The following is a 22,304-nucleotide window of genomic DNA, read 5'->3' as shown; positions in this document are numbered from 1 at the left end:
GTAATCTCAATTTCGAGAGGAGAAATATGAATAAACTTTCAAAGCTCGCGTTCATTGCAGCTACCGCAGTTATGGCTGCATCCGCTTCGGCACAGTCGGTGCCGGCGTCGCGTCAAGCCGTCAACGACAACTGGGTGAACGGCACGGGCGAATGGGTGTGGATGAACGGCACGAACGAGCTCTGCTGGCGTGACGCGTTCTGGACGCCGGCCACCGCCAACGCAAAGTGCGATGGCGCACTGGTCGCCCAGGCACCGCAGCCGCCGGTCGCTCCGGTCGCTCCGGCCATCTCGAGCCAGAAGATCACGTACCAAGCCGACGCACTGTTCGACTTCGACAAGGCAACGCTCAAGCCGCTGGGCAAGCAGAAGCTGGACGAACTGGCTTCGAAGATCCAGGGCATGAACACGGAAGTGGTCGTCGCAACGGGCTACACGGACCGCATCGGTTCGGACAAGTACAACGACCGTCTGTCGCTGCGCCGTGCGCAAGCAGTCAAGTCGTACCTGGTCAGCAAGGGTGTCCCGGCCAACAAGATCTACACGGAAGGCAAGGGCAAGCGCAACCCGGTCACGACGGGCTGCAACCAGAAGAACCGCAAGCAACTGATCGCCTGCCTCGCACCGGATCGCCGCGTGGAAGTGGAAGTGGTCGGTACGCAAGAAGTCCAGAAGACGACCGTTCCGGCGCAGTAAGCCACGGTTTTCGACTGCTTCAAAGCCCCGCTCCGGCGGGGCTTTTTCGTTGCCGCCCGTCCACGCGCTCGTCGCTTCGCCGCTCGCCCGCATCTTATATACTCGGGGCTGACGCACCGTTGCACCGCCCTCCTCCCGTAGCCCGTTTGCCGACATGACCAACGCCGATCCGCACGAACTCCAGAAATTCAGCGACCTCGCCCATCGGTGGTGGGATCCGAATGCCGAATTCAAGCCCTTGCACGAGCTGAACCCGGTCCGGCTCGGCTGGATCGATGCGCATGCGCACCTGGCCGGCAAGCGCGCGCTCGATATCGGTTGCGGCGGCGGCATCCTGTCCGAATCGATGGCCGGGCTCGGCGCGCAGGTCAAAGGCATCGACCTGTCGACCGAGGCGCTCGGCGTCGCGGATCTGCACAGCCTGGAGAGCGGCGTCACGGTCGACTACGAGGCGATCGCCGCCGAAGCGCTCGCCGAACGCGAGCCGGGCACCTACGACGTCGTCACGTGCATGGAGATGCTCGAGCACGTACCGTCGCCGGCCGGCATCGTCTCCGCGTGCGCCACGCTCGTCAAACCGGGCGGCTGGGTGTTCTTCTCGACGCTGAACCGCAACCTGAAGTCGTACCTGTTCGCGGTGATCGGCGCGGAATACATCGCACGAATGCTGCCGAAGGGTACCCACGACTACGCGCGCTTCATCCGGCCGTCGGAACTGGCGAGCTTCGTGCGCGGCACCGATCTGCACATCGTGGAGATCAAGGGCATTACCTATCATCCGATCGGCAAGCGCTTCGCGCTGTCGAACGACACCGACATCAACTACCTCGTCGCGTGCCGCCGCGGCGCGTGACCTTCCAACCGGCATGACAACTCCCCTTTCGACCGGGCGGGCCGCGCTCGACGAGCCGCGCCTGCTGCACTGCGCTGCGGTGCTGTTCGACCTCGATGGCACGCTCGCGGATACGGCGCCCGATCTCGCCGCAGCCGTCAACAAGATGCAGCGCGTGCGCGGCCTGCCCGAAACACCGCTCGACGTGCTGCGCCCGCTGGCATCGGCCGGTGCGCGCGGCCTGCTCGGCGGCGCGTTCGGCATCGACCCGCAATCGCCCGGCTACGACGCGATGCGCGACGAGTTCCTGGCCAATTACGCGACGGACATCTGCGTGCACACGACGCTGTTCCCAGGGATCGGCGACGTGCTCGACGAACTCGATACACGCGGCGTGCGCTGGGGCATCGTCACGAACAAGGTGATGCGCCTCACCGCCCCGCTCGCCGACCTGCTTGGGCTGGCGCCGCGCGCGGCCTGCATCGTCGGGGGCGACACAACGCCGCACTCGAAACCGCATCCGGCCCCGCTGCTGCATGCGGCCGAACAAATGACGCTCGCGCCGGAACGCATCGTCTACGTGGGCGACGATCTTCGTGACATCCAGGCCGGCAGCGCGGCAGGCATGGCGACGGTCGCGGCCGCCTATGGTTACTGCGGCGACGGCGCCGCGCCGGGCGACTGGCAGGCGCAGCATCTCGTCGGCTCGACGCAGGAACTCCGCGAACTGCTGCGCGATGTTGGGCTATAATGATCGATCTGATCCGCGGGGGCGACCTGGTTTCGACAGGGGTTGTGAAGCGGCTAGGGCATGTCGAGGACCCGTCACCTCGTTAATCAATGGGAAAATCGTAACTGCAAACGACGATACGTTCGCACTGGCAGCCTAACGGCCGCCGTCCTCTGCCTAGTTCACTGACGGGCTAGTGTCGCAAGACCGGTAGCAATACCGACAGAGGTCATTTACGTCAGTTAAGCCCTGTCGGCGTCGCGACGCCAGGGTCGAAAATCTAGCGAATCGCCGTAGTGCAGCGTGTTCGTCCGCGTCGCTGCGGTTAAATCAAACGACTGAACTAAACATGTAGAACTAGTCGTGGAGCGCTTCTGGACGCGGGTTCGATTCCCGCCGCCTCCACCAAATTCCCGCCAAACGTCTCCAACGTTTGACCAGAGAACCCCGCCAAGCCTTAGCTTTGCGGGGTTTTTTACTTCCAGCGTTTCCAAAGTTTGCCCATCGACAGCTAGGTGTACTTGGGGGTATTTTCGGGGGTATCGGACATACCCCCAGCGCAGATACCCCCATGCCGCTTACCGACACGACCATCCGCAATACGAAGCCTGTCGAAAAGCCCATCAAGCTATTCGACGGCGGCGGCCTTTTTCTGCTCGTCACGCCGGCCGGGCAGCGCTACTGGCGGCTCAAGTACCGCGCCGCCGGCAAAGAGAAGTTGCTGGCGCTTGGCGTCTACCCCGAGGTTACGCTCGCAACTGCGCGCCGGAAGCGAGATGAGGCTCGGGAAAGGCTGGCTGCTGGCATCGATCCGGGTGAGGCGAAGAAGGCAGAGAAGCGGACAGTCCGCCTGAACGCGGAAAACTCGTTCGAGGCAGTGGCGCGCGAATGGCACGCCAAGTACGCTCCCACTTGGTCGGAAAACCACGCCGGCCGTATCCTGCGCCGCCTAGAGGTCGACGCTTTCCCATGGATCAGCGGCAAGCCCATCGCAGACCTCGCGCCGCCAGATGTGCTTGATGCGCTGCGCCGAGTTGAAAAGCGCGGCGCGCTCGAGACTGCCCATCGCCTCCATGCCAACATCAGCCAGGTGTGCCGGTATGCCGTGGCGACCGGACGCGCGCAGCGTGACGTAACTGCCGACCTCCGCGGCGCGCTGCCGCCGGTTCAGCAGGAGCATATGGCAGCGCTCACTGATCCGAAGCAGGTCGCCGAGCTGCTGCGCGCGATCGACGGCTATCAAGGCACCTTCCCGGTAATGTGCGCTCTCCGCCTCGCCCCGCTACTCTTTCAGCGGCCCGGTGAACTGCGCGCCGCCGAGTGGGCCGAGCTCGATCTCGACGCCGGCACCTGGGAGATTCCAAGCGACCGAATGAAGCGGACCAAACAGGGCAAGGCGTCTGGAGGCGCCCACATCGTGCCACTCTCGTCTCAAGCAGTCGCGGTTCTGGGCGAGTTGCACGCGCTAACGGGAAACGGCCGTTTCCTGTTCCCGAGCGTCCGGACAAAAGATCGCCCCATGTCGGACAACACGATCAACGGCGCGCTGCTCCGGCTGGGGTATAACGGCGACACGATGACCGGTCACGGCTTCCGCGCGATGGCCCGCACGATCTTGGATGAGGTGCTGGGCCTACCGGCGGCAATCATCGAGGCGCAGCTCGCACACGCCGTGAAAGACCCGCTCGGGCGCGCGTACAACCGCACCGCCCACCTACCCCAGCGTCGCGAAATGATGCAGCGGTGGGCCGACTACCTTGATGGGCTCAAAGCAGGAGCGCAGATCATCCCAATTTCAAGGGACACTGCCTGACGTTCACCCACGCCGGCATCACGCGAGAATCGACAGGTAAGCATCAGTGGTGTCCGTATCACGAGCCACGAGACTGTAAAATGCTCGATCACCCAATTCTGGGGCTAGAGCGAGCATCTCGCCGACGTCGAGATAGCAGTCACCCATCTAAAAATGAAAAGACCACAGTTTGCACGTCAGGCCATCGTGCAGCGAATCGGGGCTCGTCGAACGCAGCAGGAACGCGTCCGACGGATCAACTATCTCGCGCGCAAGCGGGCGCAGTCGTACGCCGCCCCAATTCGTGGACCTTTCGACACAAAATTGCGCCGTGAAGTCGTTCCGGTACCAGAAGTTCTAGACCTTGGTCAGAATCGGCAGGCAACGCTTGCTATCGCCCGAACCTGTCGCGAGAACTGCTTTATCTATCGTCGAAGCACCGTTCTCGATTTCACTCATACGAAGAAGATCAGCTCGGCTGCCGTACTGCTTCTTGTTGCGGAAATCGACCGCTGCCGCAGGCTCGCCGGTGAAAGCATGTTGACCGGTACGTACCCCAAAGACAAAAAACTTCACGGACAGATGCGAGACTCGGGATTCTTCGAGGCTCTGCACGTCAAAGCCAAGCTCGACGGGGTCGAGAAAAAGTATCCGATGGAGTACATCAAAGTCGTTTCGGGCGATGAGGCAGACGGCAGGCTTGCTCGAGCACTACGCCTCAAGCTGCTTGGCCCGTTCGATGTGAGAGTCGCGCAAGAGGCGAAGAGTTCGTTCTTCCGCAGCTTGTCGGAAGCAATGACAAACGTGTCGCAACATGCCTATCCGGAAGACACGTTACAGCGCAAAATCCGGGTCGTGCCGAAGGGGTGGTGGATGCTCGGCCACATCAACAAACTGCGTTCTGAACTCAAGGTTATGATAGTTGACCAAGGGATTGGGATCCCACGCAGTTTGCCGCGAAAACACACGCTGGAAGTGATCAATGATGCCCTATCCCAGCTCGGCGTGTTCAAGCCGACGGACGGACAGATGATCAAGGCCGCAATGGAGGTCGGCCGCTCCAGAATGCGCCAAGACAACCGCGGCAAGGGGCTGAACGATCTGAAGAAACTCATTCAAGCCTGCGGAAGCGGCCGACTGCGTATCTTGAGTAATCGCGGCGAGTACATATATACAGAGGGCGGCAAGGAGCGGCTGCAGGCCTATGATGACAGCATCTATGGAACGTTTATCGAATGGACGGTCCCGCTTCAGGCGATCCTGCCATTCCTCGAGGATGATCGAGATGAGAATGATTAATGTCGCAACAGAATTTTCTGAGGTGCCGGTCGGCCGCTTTTATAGCGATGGCCCCGACAGCGGCGAGCGCTTTAGAGACACGTTACTGGAGCCTGCCCTCCGCGAGGATGACGTAGTTGAAGTGAACCTCGATGGTACGGACGGCTACGGATCTTCCTTTTTGGAGGAGGCGTTCGGCGGCGTCGTGAGGAAGCTCGGGCTTACGGAGGCCGAAGCCCACCGTCGCATCCGCCTCAAGTCAAGCGACCCTTCCTACGTACTTGAAATTAACGACTACATCAGAGATGCCGCAAAGCGCACCGTTGGACAACATTGAATGGTGGAAATTGGGGGTGCAGGCTGGTGCCTACGCAATCACGTGGGTGATCGTATTTGTGGGCTGGCGCGTAAACAGCGCTCAAAACGACCGGCGAGATGCCCGTAAAGAGGTTCGAGAGTACGTCGACGCTACCGCAGCGCTCATTCGCGAAGCCGAATCGCACGGGATGAGTTTCCTCAGCAAGGACGAAGCGGACCTGTCTCTCTACTGGGCGACCTACTTCGCTGTTCAGCGGATCGACATTAGTACGCTTCCTCTTCCCAATATCTCTGACGTCACACGGCAACTTGTCTCGTTCCGGAAGCTCATGACCAACAAGGTCACGATCGGACCCGAGAGTCCGCTTCCGCCTGCGGCAGATCGTCGCCATCTAATGTTCGAAGTGAGCCGGGGGGCCAACAAATTCATCGCGGTCCTCGAAGACGGATACAGAAAGCGGTACCCACTTCGTTAGGTTAGAGCACGCGCCGACCTGCGGGCATACGACACCGCCGGTCGTCAAAACGTATCGCATGCTCGCCTAGATCGATACCGCTCTGCGGCAACATTGGTCGGCTCGCTGGCATTGAGGAGGTCTGGTTCGCGCGTTCAGGCTTGATAGCTGACTGGATCCGCCAACCAGCGATGCACCTCCTCATTCCGCCAGACGGTGCAGCGTTGGGTCAGCTGAATCGGCTGCGGCGCGCGGCCCTCGAGGTAGCGCTTCCTCCATGTCTCCCGTGATACCCCAACGAACGGGGCAATCTGATTCCATCGGGAGATGCCGGCGAGCGGCAGCGTGGCCACATGCTTATGCATGGCGCGCCTCCGCTTCGACCAATGCCGCACGCCCGTAGACTCGCTTTACCCATGTTCCACGTCCGTCACCGTGGCCAAGCCATGTCGACACGCCGGCGGCCGCCTCTCGACGCGATACGCCGGCAGCCTTCTGCCGCTCCAGGTGCTCGGTCGCGTACGCGTATCGAAGGCTATGCGGTGCTCGCTCGTCGGTCATACCGACCTTACGCACGACGTAGTGGTAACGCTCCATCGCCCGTTTCAGATCCGGCTTGCGAACCAGCTTCCCGCCGTACTCGTTCGACAGTCCAATCGCCCGCTCTACCAGCTCAGCAGCGCGCCGCCGATCCCACGGTGGACTCCGACGCGTCTTGCCTCCCTTCGTCCCGTGGATGATGGTTACGAAGCCATCCCCGATCGAGCTCGACAGCGCGCGCCGCCAGTCAGCCAGCGATTTGATGCTTTCTACCGCCTCCCGAGCGCGAAGTCCGAACTCCAGCTGCAGCTCGAGCACAACTGCGTTGCCGGGGTCGATCGCAGCAACGGCGGCGCGGTACGGCTCCAGTTCGTCTCACATCATCGGCCGCTTCGTGCCGGCCCGGCTTGCTCCCGACAGCCCGAGCGCCGCATTGCTCATCTTGTCGGCAAACGGCCGCCGACCGATCCCTTCGAGTGCCGTTCGGATGTGCGTCATGTTGTTGATGACCGTCCGCTTCGAACGCCCGCGCGCCAACATGTCGCCCGACCATGCGAACAGGTGCTTCTCTTTGAGCTGACCGGTCGTGTGAACCTGAAAGCCCCTGTCCCACAGAAACCGAGCGAAACGCGCGAGAGACTTCTCCCGACCTTTGGAGGTCGAGTTTGCCTGTTTGCCACGCGCCCCGCGCGCCGCACGGCACAGGTCGGCCGTGAGAGATTTGTGCGACATGCGTACCCCGCATCCATGACGTGAGGCTCGCCCCCAGTTGCCTCCCTGTCCGCTGGACGGAGCCGCGAAACCGCAGCTGGGAGACAACAAACGGGGGCACGAGCCTCGGCCTGGTGAGATTGGGAGCGTTCTACGCCAGCCAGCTGGCGCAGCCCGGCACGCATGAACCCAATGAGGTTCGACGCGTGGCGGGAAGACGCTTCCCCCGTTTGATCCGTGTTTTGGCTTTGCGGCCGATCGGGGGCGCCAATGCCCCGACCGCGCGAATTGATGCGTGCCGAGCGAGTCGACACGAGATTCCAGACGCCGAGGCCGAGCGCGCCGCCAGTCGCCACGAGGACGATTGAAACGGACGCAGCAAGACACGGCGTTAGCGCTGGGGAGCGCACGTCACGGATTGATTGCCGCGGGAGCGGCATACGGGGATTGCACATCGCGCCTTTCGCAGGAAGCAAAAGGCGATGGAGGGCTTCACCTAACGGCGAAGCAGTCACAAGCCCATCAGGAAACGATGGACGGATTTTGGGTGTGGGCCCTACTCAGTTCATTCGGTGATCGAGTCACCGTGCCCGCAGAGCGGGCTTACATATGGCTGTTCAACAGCTAGGTCTTGCAGTCGATGCCCTTTAACCCGGGCTAGGTGTGAAGCAAGATTAGCGACGCCTGCACCGCTTGGCAACAGTTTTTCGATGATCCCCGTCTCGCGCTGGAGAATGGCTGTCACGTCTACAGAGTGACGCACGCAACGTTTTCGGATGGGAGTCGCTTTACCCGCCGATTCGCAAAGTGACGCCACCGTCGACGACAAGACAGCACGTTGTAGTTTCGACACAAGCGGTAGTAACGTATCGCGTCGGTCGCATTGGCCACGGCACGCCGGCAGCCCGTCATCGTGACGATCGACGACAGGTCCATCTAGGCCACTACAACAATTCGAGCCATACGGGGTTACTCATCATGAAGTTCATTCACGGCAGCGACATTCAGCGTGGGCTGCGCGAGATTTCGCCAAGTCATATCGCAGTCGCCTATGTCGGCATCGACTGGAAAACCTATATCGCTCCCGAGAACCTCAAGGACATCGTGCTGTCGCCGACGGTCGGTACGAACCCTGCCGCGATCGTCGAGATCGCCGAGGTGGTTGGCTGGGAGCAAGTCCATTTTCTCGACAACCTGCACGCCAAGATTTACCTCGGCGAGCGCGGCGCAGCAGTCGGCAGCTTCAACCTGACGGCCAACGGCCTCAGTGCTGAAGGATTGCAAGAAGCGGGGTTCATTGTCGACGATGCGCTGGCGCTGGCCGAATTGCGCGCGCGACTGGACGACTACCGGCAACAGGCCGACATGGCCTATCCGACCACCGCGGCCAAACTCGCACGCCTAGCCGAGCTACGTGCGAAGTGGGATCGCGCGATCAAGCAGGGCGTGATTCGCAATGATGCGAAAGTCACGACGTTGGGCGCCTACCGACCTGTGTCCACCGATGAAATCTATGTGTGCTGGGTATCCGGCAAAATCACCTATACCGATCAGATCGTCTCGCACGGAACGGTCAACGACACGGTGTCGTTCCTTGAATCCGATACCGTATTACCCGACCGCTGGATTCTCTGTTGGATGCCGCGCGTCGACGGGCGTCCTGACGAACGTTGCCGCCCCTACTGGGTGCATATCGATGAGGTAATTGAGGCTGGCGCGCACGAGGCACCCTACACGAAGGTCGCTGTCGAGCGCACAGGTCGGGCCGAGCTACCACCACCATTCGAATTGACCGACGCGGCAATACACGCGTTGTATGCCGTACTGAACTCGGGCGACTTCCCCGAATTCCTCGATGATCACGAAACCTGGTCGGTTGATCGTACGCTACCGCGCTTACCCGAGTTCCTGCGTGCGCTGGGCGACGCCGCGCGGAATATAACCGACGCCGCAACCCTACCTGCCAAAGCGTCCGAGGAGTCGGACACGACCGCCATCTCACTCGACGCACTGGCCCGCGACTTCGGTGCACGCATCCGCGAAGCGATGGACATTTCTCTCCGAGAAAAATACGTGACGGCGACGATCGAAGGCATGATGGCGACGAAGCCGCCCGTCATCTTGGCCAAGCACCTCGTCACGCAGGGCTCCATCAAGAGTGGGCTCAAAAATCTAGCAAAGCACAATGCGCTACACCTATCGTTCGAACGCATCATGCTTGAGCCCCAATTCGCGCCGCTGTTCAGCAAGGATGATCTTGACTGCGCGCACTTCAACCTGTCCCGTGTCGACCCGTCCTACCCGTGGCCGTTGCCGTAACACGGCCAGGAGCCGGCTCACAACGCCGGTTCCAACCGCTACTAGTTCTTGTGTTCGCCCTCGCTCTTGGGGGCAACCACTGGGCATTACCTTTCCGGGAAGCGTGTACCCTTTAAGAGCCCCTTTTCTTGGAGCACGGCCATGTTCTACCGGAACATCAACGGTTACGACGTATATCTCTATGTCGAAGTAAAGAACCACAGGGGCGCCGGCATAAATGGCCGACCAGAGATCTTCGGCTTTCGGATCACGGCTGTTCCGACAGGGATGCCAGAAAACTCACTTGAGGCGCAGCGGAAAACGTGTGAGCCAGAGGAAGGTTACCGGCGAAACGATCTAGCCTTTGCCATTGCCGAGGAGGTTGCCGGTCAGTTCGTGTTGTCGTTACCGCAGGTCCGACGATAGCCACCGCTAGATCAGTGCCCCTCCAACTGGATCGAGGAAGACATCTTGACAATGGGTGCGGCTGTATCAGGGGATGCTCCTGACGTACCCATATCCGGCGCCGCGCGGTTACGGCACGCGCGGGCTGTTCGTCGGCATCTACACGATAAACACGCACCTCGACATCACGCGAAGGGGCATGGGCACGGACGCTCATGACAAGATCCCCGTGGTGCGGGGAATGTGGTGTTCACCGGACCTCATGCGGTTCGCTAGAATGCGTCAGTCAGCGCGGCTGCCCCGCACTAAGAATGCTGGATGCGGCATCCGGTCCTTCCTGTGCAAGATCCGCGAGCGCCGCGAGATCCAATGCGAATTGCTGATGCTCTGCCGTTTCTGCGTCTTCGTTTACTCGGGTTGCTTGATCGCGTAACTCACCGGCAATTCGGAGCCTTTGATCGTCTGGTAAGGCGCGGCAAATCGCATGCAAGACAGCAGCCACAAGATTGAACGGGCCGTCGTTGATCGAATAGGATTTTGCGTTCATCGCAACCTCACATCAGAATTGTTTTGGGGGCGTACCGCCCCATCAGGGTGAGTAGGAATTGGTCGAGTTCCGAAAGCGGCACTGTGGTGTGCACCGGAACGTCGGTTGCCGGCTCGATAAAGCAGATCCATACCGCAGCGCGGTCCCACTTTTCCAGGAATATGCTCGCGACAACACCGGGGCCAATCGGGAGATTGCAGACAAACAGGTCCATCGCCTCCTGTGCCTCGGCTGGCAACTCGGGGCCCACGAAATCAGCCATGGACGTCCGATCCATTCAGTACCAGTTGCACCGGTGCGTTCGGGTCACCCTGAAGTGTCAACGGCAATACCTTACCGACCAGCGAAAGAAAGGCTGATGCCGTTCGAGGGTCCTTCGCGCGCTCGACAAGGTAGTCCACGCCGCCAGCCTCATCGAGCGCCTGCCGGATCATTTCCTTGACCTCGACCGTCATCTTGTTCGGTACGCCCTTCTTGCGTCCGGGCCCAGGCGTACCGTCACCGACGACGCGTTTCTTGCCAGTTTGTTTAACAGGAGACGTCATTCTTAACGCGCCCTCGGATCGTGCGATTCCCGGGAGTACCAGCGACTAACGAAGCCCTGACACAGCCCGAGATTCGTGAAGTGCAGAGCGCGCTCCGGCCGCCTCTCATCGAACTCTTCCGGATAGAGCGTGACGACGTAGGCGTCTCCGCGGTTGCGCACGTTCAGCAAAGCCCCCTTGGACCAATAGGCGGGCGGCTGGATGCTTTCCTCCGCCGCCTCGTCTGTATTGTCGCTGACGTCAGCCCGAAACATGCTTCCGCGTGGCGCTTTCGGCTTCTCGCTACGTTCCGTCATGTCTTCTCCTAAAGACTGCGGCGAGGTAAGTAGATCGTCCATTACTGGAGCACCCCCGTATTGCTCAATTTTTGAAGGTTCGCGGCCTTTTGCATCAGCGCCTTGAACTGCGCGGAGTTCTTACCGCCGAGTGAACTGACGATCGAGTTGACCTCGGCCGCGTCCCCGGACTTCGCCGCGTTGTACATCTGGTAGATGCGCGGATCGAAGTTCGCGCCCCACGCCTGATCGAATGAACGTTTTGCGAAGACGCCGGCCGAGGGATTCGCGGCGATCGCGCGCTCGAGGCCCGGCTGATATGACTGCGCACCAGTCGTGATTGCATCGTTGAGCTTCGTGATTTCCTTGATCGCGGCCGGCGTGTAATGCGTCGAACCGTTGGCGGCAACCTGAGCAGCAAGACCAGCATTCGTCTGCGGGCCCATCGACTGAGCCGCCTGCAACGCGGAGCGTTCGAGGCCCTTCCCGACCATGTCATAGGCCGTCGCGGGATCTTTCGCATCGCCAGGGTTGAAGCCGAATGCGCTGGCGATATTACGGAACGCTTGACCAGATACGCCAGTCGCGCCGACGTTATCGATGTTCTGCAGGACGATTTGGTTGTTGGTGTGCTGCAACCCTGCATTCGCGTAGGCCTGGCCAGGCGATGGCACAAGCACCTCGGTATCGTTGGATGCCAGGCCGCACTTTCCATCGTCCTGGCTGCGGCATGAAGTCCACCGGGATCTGCTCGACTCCATCGAACATTGATGGCTGCGTCCATTCGACATGTGATGCTCGAGAGACGCGGCGGTCAAGCGCCCGCGGGCCAATCGCGAGATGCCGTGCCACACCGATCTTGTCGCCGTCAAATCGCTCGAATGTCCGCAGATACGCGACCGCTTCGGAAAACCGCTCTCCGATTATGCGCGCCGCCGCAGCGGCCTCCTCGCGCATCTCGATCGACGCCAATGGCTCATATTTCTCGGGCGCCGAGAGTCGGGCGGCAATGGCGTTTGGCATGAAGTCGCCGTCGTCGTCGACATCATCTCGGTCGATCCGTGTGGCGAAGCGCTCCTGACGGTTGACGAACCTGCCGAACTCTCGCTGCAGGCGCGTGACGATCAGATCACGCACGCCTTCGTCTTCTGGGTCCGGGTTCGCATCCGGCTCGACGTGCAGTTCGTCGACGATCAGCCAAGCCTCGTTCGTCAGATCCTCCACGGAATGATCGCCCTGAGACGATCCGGCGATCCGCTCGAGTTGCCTGCGAATCAGGCCGATGACATGCTGGAAGAAGGCGAAGGCCCTGTTCAACGGCTCTCCCAGTCAGCCGGGGACGCCTTATCCGCTACCGTATCGGCAGCGCAGCAATTCCTCGGCAGCGATAGCCGGGCGCGGCGCCCCGGTATTCGATCTGGAGTGCATTGCGCGATGCTAAATCATTCGTATGACAGATCAAGGCATCGCGACAACTATCGTAGGAGCAGTGCTTCTCAATATGATGGAAGTCTGGGCTCGACGTAGCTTTCCGCCCAAGCGATCACATCCTTCACGCATCACAGCGGTCCGGCGCGCTCCGTGCTGCTCACCATGCAGATATGCGCCCCATCTGGCCAGATCCAAGCGCGCGCGGTGTGAAATGCGAAGCAATCTTGGAGGCTAACTCGTCAATGACTGGCTTTCCTCTTTCGCCAGCCCGCCCCGCGACTCCCCTTGCCCGAAACGACGTGTGCTGGGATTAGCGAGACTTGCCAATCTGATACGATCTATCCCAATATTCAGTGCCTCTCAAAAGAGAGGCGTCCAAAAATGAACGTTTCGGGGTCGACGATGACGTCGCGCACGCTAAAAATTACAGACGAAAAATCCGCGTTTGCTGCACTGGAAAAAGCCCTCCAGAATGAACTGGGAGACAGTACGTACAACATCGAGTTCGTAGGCTGGCCCAAACTTGTGATCAAGCTAGAGGGGCCCGGATACAATAGCACCATCACTTCCGATGTCGCAGAAGCTCTCGTCGATCTCCAAACCGCAATCAATCGATCATACGCGCGCCTCGTCCACCACTCGGCCGATTCACGAACTCTAACGGGTGCAGAACGAAGTAAGCTCCAATTTAAGGCCGAAGTTAAGAAAGGATCTTCGCTAATCAATGTTGACCTCGGCGACTACCTTAAGACTTTGACGCAGGAACTGGTTTCCAAAATGACCCCCGAATCACTCGTCATATCAATCATCGGCGTTGCGGCAGTCGCGGGTAGCGTGGTGGCATACAAGAGTTACCTCAAAGCCAGATCTGACGACAAAAAGGTGGATGCCGACGCAAGTAAGGCCATCGCATTGAGCCAAGAGGAAACGAAACGCCTCGAGACGCTAGCTAAGGCACTGAAGGTCGAACCTGCAGTAGCTGCGGCAAAATCCGACTTTGACGATACCCGAAACACTCTCTTGAAAAGCGTCGGGGACGCCAAGCATTTGGCTGTCAATGATGTGACAATCACCCAAGAAACAGCACGGGTACTGGCCTCCTCCAAAAGAACACCGTCTCAGGAAGCGCAGCTCAACGGAACTTACATGATTCTGAGCACTGATCTGCGGCAGCAGGACTACATCAAGCTCAGGGTACAAAGAGTACAGGACGGCCTAGAATTTTCCGCTACGTTCCAAGACAACAGCCTTGACAGAGCACAGATTGGATTGCTGCAACAGGCAGAATGGGGACGTACTCCGGTTTATTTGAGCATAAACGCGACCCTTCTCCGCGGCGAAGTTACGACCGCCGGCATTATTTCGGTCACACCTCAGCCACTGAGCGCCAAGAAAGCGCCCCGCGTCGTGCGGAAACGCGTCAGCCGTGGTACGAAGCAGTAATTGGTAACGCCAATTCGCAGGTAGCTCCGGTATGCAAGCGAGTCCGTTCATATATTGGACGGAGTGCATTCCAGCCCTGTGAAGACGGGGTATTTTTGGGGGTACATTTTGGCGAAATAGCCCGCCGACTCGGTACCATAGCGGCTTCTACACGTCAATTCGAGTGACGCCGCCCCACCAAATTCCGCGCTTGACGCACAAACCCCGCACGACGCAAGTCTGCGGGGTTTTTTGTCGCCGGCGAAACCGTACGTCCCGCGCCTTTTCGAAAAAGCGCCCAGCCCCGGGCGGGCCGGGCGGAATGCCGCCGGTATGCCGGCGGCCGGAGGTAACGGATGTTCGGTACCGCCGGGCATCGCGACGGGGCGCAACGTGTCGTCGTTGCGCCGCCCGCGCAGCGTCATCCGGTGATGCGCCGCTTAGCTGCCGCGATACAGCGACTTCATTTCTTCGGCACTGGCCGGGCGCACGCCGATCGCACGCGAGCCCGATGCCGATGCGCCTTGCGCTTGTGCGCCATAGCCGCTGGCATCGGCGCCTTGCGCCTGGGCAAGCGCGCTGCGTTGCTGCTCGGCGACGCGCGCAGTGGCTGCCTGGATGGCTTCCGGATAGTGCGGATCTTCGCCGCGGGCGGTGTTGTAACCGGCCTGCTGGAGCTGAACGAGTTCGGCGCGAACCTGTGCGCGGGTGAGTGCCGAGCCGGGCTGCGCGAACGACACGACCGGGGCGACGAGAGCGGCAGCAACGACAACGGCTTGAACGAGCGACTTCATGATGACCTACCTCCAGATTTGTCTGATTTCGCGGTGAACACCCGTTCATCGCTGACAGATCGAAGTTTATGTAGGCGCGTGCTTAAGAATAAGGCAGGTTTCAGGAAGACATCCTTCCTGGATTAAGGGTTAACCCTAGATCCATGGATTCGACATTCGGCCGCTCTGGCGCCGGATGCTCAGGCTCGAACACAACGTACGTGCCGCAAAAAACACGGCCCCGCGAAGCAGCAAGCTTCGCGGGGCCCCGGAGACAACCGCCCGACCTCGTGCGGTTATCGGCAACGCGCTCGCGGCGGCAGCGATGCCGCACGCCGGCGCGAGCTTAGTGGGGGTCGAGCGGGCACTTCAGGTTGCAGCCGTTCGGGTCACCCAGATCGCCCTTGCGGCGCAACGCCGACTTCTTGCCGTTCTGGTATTTCTGCGACGGCGCTGACGCCGCGAACGGCATCTGCGGATGCTCGGCCAGGCGGAACTGTTCGCTCAGGATCCCGCCGGGCACGCCGGGAGAATTCTGCGCGAACGCAAACGGCGAAACAGCGACCAGAAGCCCCGCGGTCAACGCTGCCGCGGCAAGGGGAACGGAAAATTTCATGGCGGGATGACGCCTGAACGGCGTGCTTGTTGGAACGTTGATCAAGCGGCAAGCGTAGCGCAAATCCCCCGCTGTTGCAGCGCGCTTCGCACGCTTGCCGTTACCGTGCGTTGCCGTCCGGCCCACCCGCGTCGGCCGTGCCCGCGAGCCCGGCCGCGATGCCGGTCAGCGTCCCGCATGCGGCCGGGTCGTAGCCGTCGAGATGCGCGACGCGCTCGACGAAGCGCGCATCGCGCAGCAAGGCCAGCACGCCGGCGAGCGGATGCGAATCGAGCCGCGCGCGTTCGCACGCAAAGTAGTAGTCCTCGTCGACGACCGGGATGAAATCGAGCCCGAAATGATGGGCGGCCGGCTCGACGCCGAAGCCCAGATCGGCCATCCCGCTCGCGACGAACGCGGCGATCGCCGAGTGCGTGAGTTCGGCCGACGCATAGCCGTCGATACGCTCGGGATCGATGCCGATCGCGCGCAACGCGAGATCGAGCAGCATGCGCGTGCCGGACCCCGGCTGCCGGTTCACGAAGCGGATGTCGTTGCGCGCGAGATCGGCGAGCCCGCGGATCTGCTTCGGGTTGCCGCGCGGCACGAACAGCCCCTGCTGGCGACGGGTCAGATGAATCAGCACGTGGCGCGTGTCGTCGAGCCACGGCCGGTAGATCTGCGCGCACTGCTCGCGAAACGCGCCGCGCGGCAGATGGAACCCGGCCAGCTCGCATTCGCCGCGCGCAAGCGCCTGCACGGCCTCGACGCTCTCGCGATACTTGATGTCGACGGCTGCCTGCGCATCGACGAGCGCGGAAACGAGCGCCGCGACCGCGTAGCCGTGCGATGCATGGATGCGCACGGCGCCGTCGCGTTGCGCGAGCCGCCGGTTCAGGTCGCTCGCCACCTCGGCCGCCAGCGTGCGCAGGTTCCCGTCGAGCCGGCTGCGCGCGAGGCGCTGGGCGTCGACGACCGCCTGCCCCAGCTCCGACAGTGTCGATCCCTTGCCGCGCGCGGTTTCGATCAGCTCGCCGCCGACGCACGACTCCAGCGCGCGCAGCAGCCCCCACGCGTGCCGATACGACAGCCCTTTCGCCTGCGCGGCCTGCGCGATGCTGCCCGTCTCGGCCACGAGCTCGAGCAAAGGCGCGACGTCCGACAGGCTCGCGGTGCGGCCCTCCGTGTCGCGTACGGTCAGATACGCGTCGCATTCAATTCGAATCAATTATGCACTCCGATTTCCTATTGCGACTGCGAAATCTTCCGCTTATCGTTGGGGAAAATCAATCAGTACGAAGTCCTGCTGCGCACTATATGCATTCCTAGCGCATATGAGACTTTGGAGGAGCATAAGCGATGTCCCCGAATTCCCCTGCGCCCGACGTGCTCGTCGAGCGCCATGCGCGCGCCGGCCGCTCGCTCGTCGCGATCCTGCACGCGATCCAGGACGACGCCGGCTACGTGCCGGCCGGCTGCGTCGCGCCGCTCGCGAAGGCACTGAACCTGTCGCGCGCGGAAGTGCACGGCGTGCTCACCTACTATCACCACTTCCGCACCGCGCCGCCCGCGCGCGTGACGATACAGATGTGCCGCGCCGAGGCGTGCCGCAGCATGGGCTGCGAAACGCTGGCGGCGCACGCGGAAGCGCGCACGGGCTGCCGGTTCGATGCCGCGCACGGCGATGGCGCCGCTGCGCACGCGCCGGGCGACGTCGCGCTCGAATCGGTCTACTGCCTCGGGTTGTGCGCACAATCGCCGTCGATGACGGTCAACGGCGTGCTGCACGCGAAGGTCACGCCCGAGAAGTTCGACGCGCTGCTCGCCGACGCGGCCACCCACGCCCCGGAGGCCGCATGACGACCCGCATCTACGTTCCGCGCGATTCGTCCGCACTGGCGCTCGGCGCCGACGCCCTTGCCGCCGCGATCGTCGCTGAAGCCGAGCGACGCGGCGTCGCGATCGAACTGGTCCGCAACGGTACGCGCGGCTTGCTGTGGCTCGAGCCGCTCGTCGAGGTCGGCACGGCCGCCGGGCGCGTCGGCTACGCGAATCTGTCGGCCGCCGACGTGCCCGCGCTGTTCGACGCGAACTGGCTCGACGGCGGCACGCATCCGAGCGGCGTCGGCCTCGTCGATGCGCTGCCCTATCTCGCGCGCCAGCAGCGCCTCACGTTCGCGCGCATCGGCCTGACCGATCCGCTGTCGATCGACGACTACCTGAAGCACGACGGCCTCGCCGGCCTGAAGAACGCACTCGCGCTCGACGGCGACGTCGCGTGCGAGACGCTGATCGAATCGGGGCTGCGCGGCCGCGGCGGCGCGGCCTTCCCGGCCGGCATCAAGTGGCGCACGGTCCGGCAGGCCAGCGCGACGCAGAAGTACATCGTCTGCAACGCGGACGAAGGCGATTCGGGCACGTTCTCCGATCGCCTGATCATGGAAAGCGATCCGTACTGCCTGATCGAAGGGATGATCATCGCGGGCATCGCGACGGGCGCGACGCTCGGCTACATCTACGTGCGCAGCGAATATCCGCACGCCATCGCAGCACTCGAAACCGCGATCGTGCGCGCCCGTGAAGCCGGCTGGCTCGGCGAGCACGTGCTCGGCTCCGCGCATGCGTTCGACCTGCACGTCGCGAAGGGGGCCGGTTCGTACGTGTGCGGCGAGGAAACGGCGCTGCTCGAATCGCTCGAAGGCAAGCGCGGCGTCGTGCGCGCGAAGCCGCCGCTGCCGGCGCTCTCCGGCCTGTTCGGCCAGCCGACCGTGATCAACAACGTGATCACGCTCGCCACCGCGCCGGTGATCTTCGCGCGCGGCGCCGCGTTCTATCGCGACTACGGGATGGGCCGCTCGCGCGGCACGCTGCCGTTCCAGCTCGCGGGCAACATCCGCCACGGCGGGCTCGTCGAGCTCGCGTTCGGCGTCACGCTGCGCGAGCTGCTGTTCGACTACGGCGGCGGCACGGCGAGCGGCCGGCCCGCGCGCGCCGCCCAGGTCGGCGGCCCGCTCGGCACCTATCTGCCCGAACACCAATGGGACGTGCCGCTCGACTACGAGGCCTATACGGCCATCGGCGCGGTCGTCGGCCACGGCGGCATCGTGCTGCACGACGACACGTCGAATCTCGCGGAGCTCGCCGAATACGCGATGAAGTTCTGCGCGATCGAATCGTGCGGCAAGTGCACGCCGTGCCGGATCGGATCGACGCGCGGCGTCGAGACGATCGCACGCATTCGCAAAGGCGACACGTCGGAGCGACAGGTCACGCTGCTGCGCGACCTGTGCGACACGATGCTCGCCGGCTCGCTGTGCGCGATGGGCGGGATGACACCGTACCCGGTGCTGTCCGCGCTCGATCATTTCCCCGAAGATTTCGGGCTCGCCGCCGGCAAGCAAGCCGCGTCGGGTCCGGTCAAGGCTGCGGCCTGACCCAGAAGGAGCCCTGCATGTCCCTCGACACGAACAACGTCCGCCAAGGCGGCTGCGGCTCAGGCCAATGCGCGTGCAAGAGCGCCGCCCAGGCGCGCGCCTTCGATCCGTTCGACGACACCGACTACGGCACGCCGCAACGGCATGCCGATACCGACGTCACGCTCGAAATCGACGGCCAGCCGGTGACGGTGCCGGCAGGCACGTCGGTGATGCGCGCCGCGATCGAAGCCGGCGTCAATGTGCCCAAGCTCTGCGCGACCGATTCGCTCGAGCCGTTCGGCTCGTGCCGTCTGTGCCTCGTCGAAATCGAAGGCCGGCGCGGCTATCCGGCATCGTGCACGACGCCCGCCGAAGCCGGGATGAAGGTGCGTACGCAGTCGGACCGGCTGCAGTCGCTGCGCCGCAACGTGATGGAGCTGTACATCTCCGATCACCCGCTCGACTGCCTCACCTGCCCTGCCAACGGCGACTGCGAGCTGCAGGACATGGCGGGTGTCGTCGGCTTGCGCGAAGTGCGCTACGGCTTCGACGGCGCAAATCACCTGCGCGAGCAGAAGGACGAGTCGAATCCGTACTTCACGTACGATCCGTCGAAGTGCATCGTCTGCAACCGCTGCGTGCGCGCGTGCGAGGAAACCCAAGGCACGTTCGCGCTGACGATCGCCGCGCGCGGCTTCGAATCGCGCGTCGCCGCCGGCGAAAGCGAATCGTTCATGGACTCGGAATGCGTATCGTGCGGCGCGTGCGTCGCCGCCTGCCCGACCGCCACGCTGCAGGAAAAATCCGTTGTCCGGCTCGGCCAGGCCGAGCACTCGGTCGTCACGACCTGCGCGTACTGCGGCGTCGGCTGCTCGTTCAAGGCCGAGATGAAGGGCACGCAGGTCGTGCGCATGACGCCGCACAAGAACGGCCTCGCGAACGAAGGCCACGCGTGCGTGAAGGGACGCTTCGCGTGGGGCTACGCGACCCACAAGGATCGCATCACGAAGCCGATGATCCGCGAGAAGATCACCGACCCGTGGCGCGAAGTCAGCTGGGAAGAGGCGCTCACCTACGCGGCGACGCAATTCCGCAAGCTGCAGCAGAAGTACGGCCGCGATTCGATCGGCGGCATCACGTCGTCGCGCTGCACGAACGAGGAAACCTACCTCGTGCAGAAGCTCGTGCGCGCCGCATTCGGCAACAACAACGTCGACACCTGTGCGCGCGTGTGCCATTCGCCGACCGGCTATGGCCTGAAGACGACGCTCGGCGAATCGGCCGGCACGCAGACCTTCGCGTCGGTCGACCACGCCGACGTGATCGTCGTGATGGGTGCGAACCCGACCGACGGCCATCCGGTGTTCGGCTCGCGCCTGAAGCGGCGCATCCGCGAAGGCGCGAAGCTGATCGTGATCGATCCGCGCCGCATCGACGTGGTCGACGGCCCGCACGTGAAGGCCGCGCACCACCTGCAGCTGCGCCCTGGCACCAACGTCGCGATCGTCAACGCGCTCGCGCACGTGATCGTCACCGAAGGGCTCGTCGCCGACGCGTTCGTCGCCGAGCGCTGCGAAGCGCGCGCATTCGAGCAATGGCGCGACTTCGTGTCGCGTGCCGAGAACTCGCCCGAAGCGACCGCCGATGTGACGGGCGTGCCGGCCGAGGTGGTGCGCGAAGCCGCGCGCCTCTATGCGACCGGCGGCAACGCCGCGATCTACTACGGCCTCGGCGTGACCGAACACGCGCAAGGCTCGACGACGGTGATGGGCATCGCGAACCTCGCGATGGCGACCGGCAACATCGGCCGCGAAGGCGTCGGCGTCAATCCGCTGCGCGGCCAGAACAACGTGCAGGGCTCGTGCGACATGGGCTCGTTCCCGCATGAGCTGCCCGGCTACCGCCACATCGGCGACGACAGCGTGCGCGCGCTGTTCGAACACGCATGGTCGGCCACGCTGCAACCGGAACCGGGGCTGCGCATCCCGAACATGTTCGACGCGGCGCTCGACGGCAGCTTCAAGGGGCTTTACTGCCAGGGCGAGGACATCGTCCAGTCGGACCCGAACACGCAGCACGTCGCCGCCGCGCTGTCGTCGATGGAATGCGTCGTCGTGCAGGACATCTTCCTGAACGAGACCGCGAAATACGCGCACGTGCTGCTGCCGGGCTCGACGTTCCTCGAGAAGGACGGCACGTTCACGAACGCGGAGCGCCGCATCTCGCGCGTGCGCAAGGTGATGCCGCCGCTCGCGGGCTACGCGGACTGGGAAGTGACGCTGCTGCTGTCGCAGGCGCTCGGCTACGACATGCACTACACGCATCCGTCGGAAATCATGGACGAGATCGCACGGCTCACGCCGACCTTCTCGGGCGTGTCGTACGCGAAGCTCGACGCGCTCGGCAGTATCCAGTGGCCTTGCAACGAACAGGCACCGGACGGCACGCCGACGATGCACATCGACGCGTTCGTGCGCGGCAAGGGCCGCTTCGTGATCACGCAGTTCATTCCGACGCCGGAAAAGGTCACGCAGCGCTATCCGCTGATCCTGACCACGGGCCGCATCCTGTCGCAATACAACGTCGGTGCGCAGACGCGCCGGACCGAGAACGTCCAGTGGCATGAAGAGGACCGCCTCGAGATCCACCCGCATGACGCGGAGGATCGCGGGATCCGGACCGGCGACTGGGTCGGCATCGAATCGCGTGCGGGCCAGACGGTGTTGCGCGCGCTCGTGTCCGATCGCATGCAGCCGGGTGTGGTGTACACGACGTTCCACTTCCCCGAATCGGGCGCGAACGTGATCACGACGGACAGCTCCGACTGGGCGACGAACTGCCCGGAATACAAGGTCACGGCCGTGCAGGTGATGCCGGTCGCGCAGCCGTCCGACTGGCAGCGTGCGTACGCGCGCTTCAACTCGGAGCAGCTCGACCTGCTCGAGCGCCGCGCGGCCGCGCCGGCCGCCGTGACGACGGGCAAGTGAGGACGCGATGGACAACGGACACCTGATCGACATGGCCAACCAGATCGGCGCTTTCTTCGAATCGATGCCCGATCGCGAAGAAGCGCTGACCGGAATCGCCGAGCATATCCGGCGCTTCTGGGAACCGCGGATGCGTCGTGCGTTGCTCGCCGCGCTTGACGACCCGTCGAGCGAAGCCGCCCAACGCGCGGCGCCGATCGTGCTCGCCGCGATCGCCGCGCACCGCGCGTCGCTCGTGCCGGCCGCAGTCTCCGCCTGA

Annotated in this window: 26 protein-coding genes and 1 other RNA gene; 15 read left to right on the top strand and 12 right to left on the bottom strand. The window is 62.9% G+C overall.

Annotated features, from left to right (window positions below):
* Positions 1-26 precede the first annotated feature (26 nt).
* From ompA to BAMB_RS04635, 8 genes are all read left to right on the top strand, one after another.
* Positions 27-695: an outer membrane protein OmpA gene (ompA, locus tag BAMB_RS04665; RefSeq protein ID WP_006750761.1), complete on the top strand. Its 669-nt coding sequence runs from the start codon at positions 27-29 to the stop codon at positions 693-695.
* Between the two features lie 154 nt (positions 696-849).
* Positions 850-1,548, top strand: a complete 699-nt coding sequence (gene ubiG / locus BAMB_RS04660; RefSeq protein WP_011656273.1) for a bifunctional 2-polyprenyl-6-hydroxyphenol methylase/3-demethylubiquinol 3-O-methyltransferase UbiG — start codon at positions 850-852, stop codon at positions 1,546-1,548.
* A 13-nt stretch (positions 1,549-1,561) separates the two neighbouring features.
* Complete coding sequence (gene gph / locus BAMB_RS04655; protein ID WP_011656272.1) at positions 1,562-2,278, top strand: phosphoglycolate phosphatase; 717 nt, start codon at positions 1,562-1,564, stop codon at positions 2,276-2,278.
* 17 nt (positions 2,279-2,295) lie between these two features.
* Positions 2,296-2,665, top strand: a transfer-messenger RNA (tmRNA) gene (gene ssrA / locus BAMB_RS33130).
* A gap of 163 nt (positions 2,666-2,828) precedes the next feature.
* The gene (locus tag BAMB_RS04650) at positions 2,829-4,070 is read left to right on the top strand and encodes a tyrosine-type recombinase/integrase (protein WP_011656271.1); all 1,242 of its coding nucleotides are present in this window, start codon (positions 2,829-2,831) and stop codon (positions 4,068-4,070) included.
* 153 nt (positions 4,071-4,223) lie between these two features.
* Positions 4,224-5,348: an STAS domain-containing protein gene (locus BAMB_RS33035; RefSeq protein WP_127456361.1), complete on the top strand. Its 1,125-nt coding sequence runs from the start codon at positions 4,224-4,226 to the stop codon at positions 5,346-5,348.
* Positions 5,341-5,664, top strand: coding sequence for an STAS-like domain-containing protein (locus BAMB_RS04640; RefSeq protein ID WP_085963122.1), 324 nt, complete (start codon positions 5,341-5,343; stop codon positions 5,662-5,664). The genes BAMB_RS33035 and BAMB_RS04640 overlap by 8 nt, the downstream gene beginning before the upstream one ends.
* Complete coding sequence (locus BAMB_RS04635) at positions 5,651-6,121, top strand: hypothetical protein (RefSeq protein ID WP_127456363.1); 471 nt, start codon at positions 5,651-5,653, stop codon at positions 6,119-6,121. Before BAMB_RS04640 ends, BAMB_RS04635 begins: the two co-directional genes overlap by 14 nt.
* 134 nt (positions 6,122-6,255) lie before the next feature.
* On the opposite strand, the gene BAMB_RS33395 is transcribed toward BAMB_RS04635, so the two are convergent.
* From BAMB_RS33395 to BAMB_RS35805, 3 genes are read right to left on the bottom strand one after another with little or no spacing between them, the layout of a single operon-like run.
* Positions 6,256-6,465 (bottom strand): helix-turn-helix transcriptional regulator, encoded by a 210-nt coding sequence (locus tag BAMB_RS33395; RefSeq protein ID WP_082089579.1) that lies wholly within the window; start codon positions 6,463-6,465, stop codon positions 6,256-6,258.
* Positions 6,458-6,958 (bottom strand): integrase domain-containing protein, encoded by a 501-nt coding sequence (locus BAMB_RS35810; RefSeq protein ID WP_011656267.1) that lies wholly within the window; start codon positions 6,956-6,958, stop codon positions 6,458-6,460. Before BAMB_RS35810 ends, BAMB_RS33395 begins: the two co-directional genes overlap by 8 nt.
* Before the next feature lie 57 nt (positions 6,959-7,015).
* A complete protein-coding gene (locus tag BAMB_RS35805) occupies positions 7,016-7,372 on the bottom strand; it encodes a phage integrase N-terminal domain-containing protein (RefSeq protein ID WP_227739451.1) in 357 nt (118 codons plus the stop codon).
* A gap of 957 nt (positions 7,373-8,329) precedes the next feature.
* Here BAMB_RS35805 and BAMB_RS04625 point away from each other — a divergent pair.
* Positions 8,330-9,670 (top strand): phospholipase D family protein, encoded by a 1,341-nt coding sequence (locus BAMB_RS04625; RefSeq protein ID WP_011656266.1) that lies wholly within the window; start codon positions 8,330-8,332, stop codon positions 9,668-9,670.
* A gap of 141 nt (positions 9,671-9,811) precedes the next feature.
* Positions 9,812-10,075: a hypothetical protein gene (locus BAMB_RS35165; RefSeq protein WP_127456365.1), complete on the top strand. Its 264-nt coding sequence runs from the start codon at positions 9,812-9,814 to the stop codon at positions 10,073-10,075.
* A gap of 265 nt (positions 10,076-10,340) precedes the next feature.
* On the opposite strand, the gene BAMB_RS35160 is transcribed toward BAMB_RS35165, so the two are convergent.
* Genes BAMB_RS35160 through BAMB_RS33390 form a run of 6 tightly spaced genes read right to left on the bottom strand, consistent with a single transcriptional unit; the run spans position 10,341 to position 12,738 of the window.
* Positions 10,341-10,601, bottom strand: a complete 261-nt coding sequence (locus tag BAMB_RS35160) for a hypothetical protein (RefSeq protein ID WP_011656265.1) — start codon at positions 10,599-10,601, stop codon at positions 10,341-10,343.
* A gap of 7 nt (positions 10,602-10,608) precedes the next feature.
* Entirely contained in the window at positions 10,609-10,863 is a 255-nt protein-coding gene (locus tag BAMB_RS04615; RefSeq protein WP_041491116.1) for a hypothetical protein, read from the bottom strand.
* Positions 10,856-11,146, bottom strand: a complete 291-nt coding sequence (locus BAMB_RS04610) for a hypothetical protein (RefSeq protein ID WP_011656264.1) — start codon at positions 11,144-11,146, stop codon at positions 10,856-10,858. Before BAMB_RS04610 ends, BAMB_RS04615 begins: the two co-directional genes overlap by 8 nt.
* A gap of 2 nt (positions 11,147-11,148) precedes the next feature.
* Positions 11,149-11,442, bottom strand: coding sequence for a hypothetical protein (locus tag BAMB_RS04605; RefSeq protein ID WP_011656263.1), 294 nt, complete (start codon positions 11,440-11,442; stop codon positions 11,149-11,151).
* A gap of 41 nt (positions 11,443-11,483) precedes the next feature.
* Positions 11,484-12,059: a hypothetical protein gene (locus BAMB_RS04600; protein WP_041491115.1), complete on the bottom strand. Its 576-nt coding sequence runs from the start codon at positions 12,057-12,059 to the stop codon at positions 11,484-11,486.
* Positions 12,016-12,738, bottom strand: coding sequence for a hypothetical protein (locus BAMB_RS33390; RefSeq protein WP_227739452.1), 723 nt, complete (start codon positions 12,736-12,738; stop codon positions 12,016-12,018). Before BAMB_RS33390 ends, BAMB_RS04600 begins: the two co-directional genes overlap by 44 nt.
* Positions 12,739-13,254: 516 nt before the next feature.
* Here BAMB_RS33390 and BAMB_RS04590 point away from each other — a divergent pair.
* On the top strand, positions 13,255-14,295 hold the full coding sequence (locus BAMB_RS04590; RefSeq protein WP_127456367.1) for a hypothetical protein: 1,041 nt from the start codon (positions 13,255-13,257) through the stop codon (positions 14,293-14,295).
* A 419-nt stretch (positions 14,296-14,714) separates the two neighbouring features.
* Here BAMB_RS04590 and BAMB_RS04585 read toward each other — a convergent pair whose 3' ends face one another.
* From BAMB_RS04585 to BAMB_RS04575, 3 genes are all read right to left on the bottom strand, one after another.
* Positions 14,715-15,068 (bottom strand): DUF4148 domain-containing protein, encoded by a 354-nt coding sequence (locus BAMB_RS04585; protein ID WP_011656259.1) that lies wholly within the window; start codon positions 15,066-15,068, stop codon positions 14,715-14,717.
* Positions 15,069-15,393: 325 nt separating this feature from the next.
* Positions 15,394-15,663 (bottom strand): hypothetical protein, encoded by a 270-nt coding sequence (locus BAMB_RS04580; RefSeq protein WP_011656258.1) that lies wholly within the window; start codon positions 15,661-15,663, stop codon positions 15,394-15,396.
* 100 nt (positions 15,664-15,763) lie between these two features.
* Complete coding sequence (locus BAMB_RS04575) at positions 15,764-16,870, bottom strand: substrate-binding domain-containing protein (protein WP_011656257.1); 1,107 nt, start codon at positions 16,868-16,870, stop codon at positions 15,764-15,766.
* Between the two features lie 131 nt (positions 16,871-17,001).
* On the opposite strand from BAMB_RS04575, the gene BAMB_RS04570 reads away from it, so the two are divergent.
* The 4 genes from BAMB_RS04570 to BAMB_RS04555 are packed head-to-tail and all read left to right on the top strand — an operon-like array spanning position 17,002 to position 22,304.
* Positions 17,002-17,502 (top strand): NAD(P)H-dependent oxidoreductase subunit E, encoded by a 501-nt coding sequence (locus BAMB_RS04570; protein ID WP_011656256.1) that lies wholly within the window; start codon positions 17,002-17,004, stop codon positions 17,500-17,502.
* A complete protein-coding gene (locus tag BAMB_RS04565) occupies positions 17,499-19,076 on the top strand; it encodes a formate dehydrogenase beta subunit (protein ID WP_011656255.1) in 1,578 nt (525 codons plus the stop codon). Before BAMB_RS04570 ends, BAMB_RS04565 begins: the two co-directional genes overlap by 4 nt.
* A 17-nt stretch (positions 19,077-19,093) precedes the next feature.
* Positions 19,094-22,045, top strand: a complete 2,952-nt coding sequence (gene fdhF, locus BAMB_RS04560) for a formate dehydrogenase subunit alpha (RefSeq protein ID WP_011656254.1) — start codon at positions 19,094-19,096, stop codon at positions 22,043-22,045.
* A gap of 7 nt (positions 22,046-22,052) precedes the next feature.
* Complete coding sequence (locus tag BAMB_RS04555) at positions 22,053-22,304, top strand: formate dehydrogenase subunit delta (RefSeq protein WP_006750770.1); 252 nt, start codon at positions 22,053-22,055, stop codon at positions 22,302-22,304.

This window comes from Burkholderia ambifaria AMMD (genome assembly GCF_000203915.1).
In the GTDB taxonomy this organism is placed as follows: Bacteria; Pseudomonadota; Gammaproteobacteria; order Burkholderiales; family Burkholderiaceae; genus Burkholderia; species Burkholderia ambifaria.
Note: the sequence above shows the minus strand (reverse complement) of the source record. Positions and strands in the feature narration are given on the sequence as shown.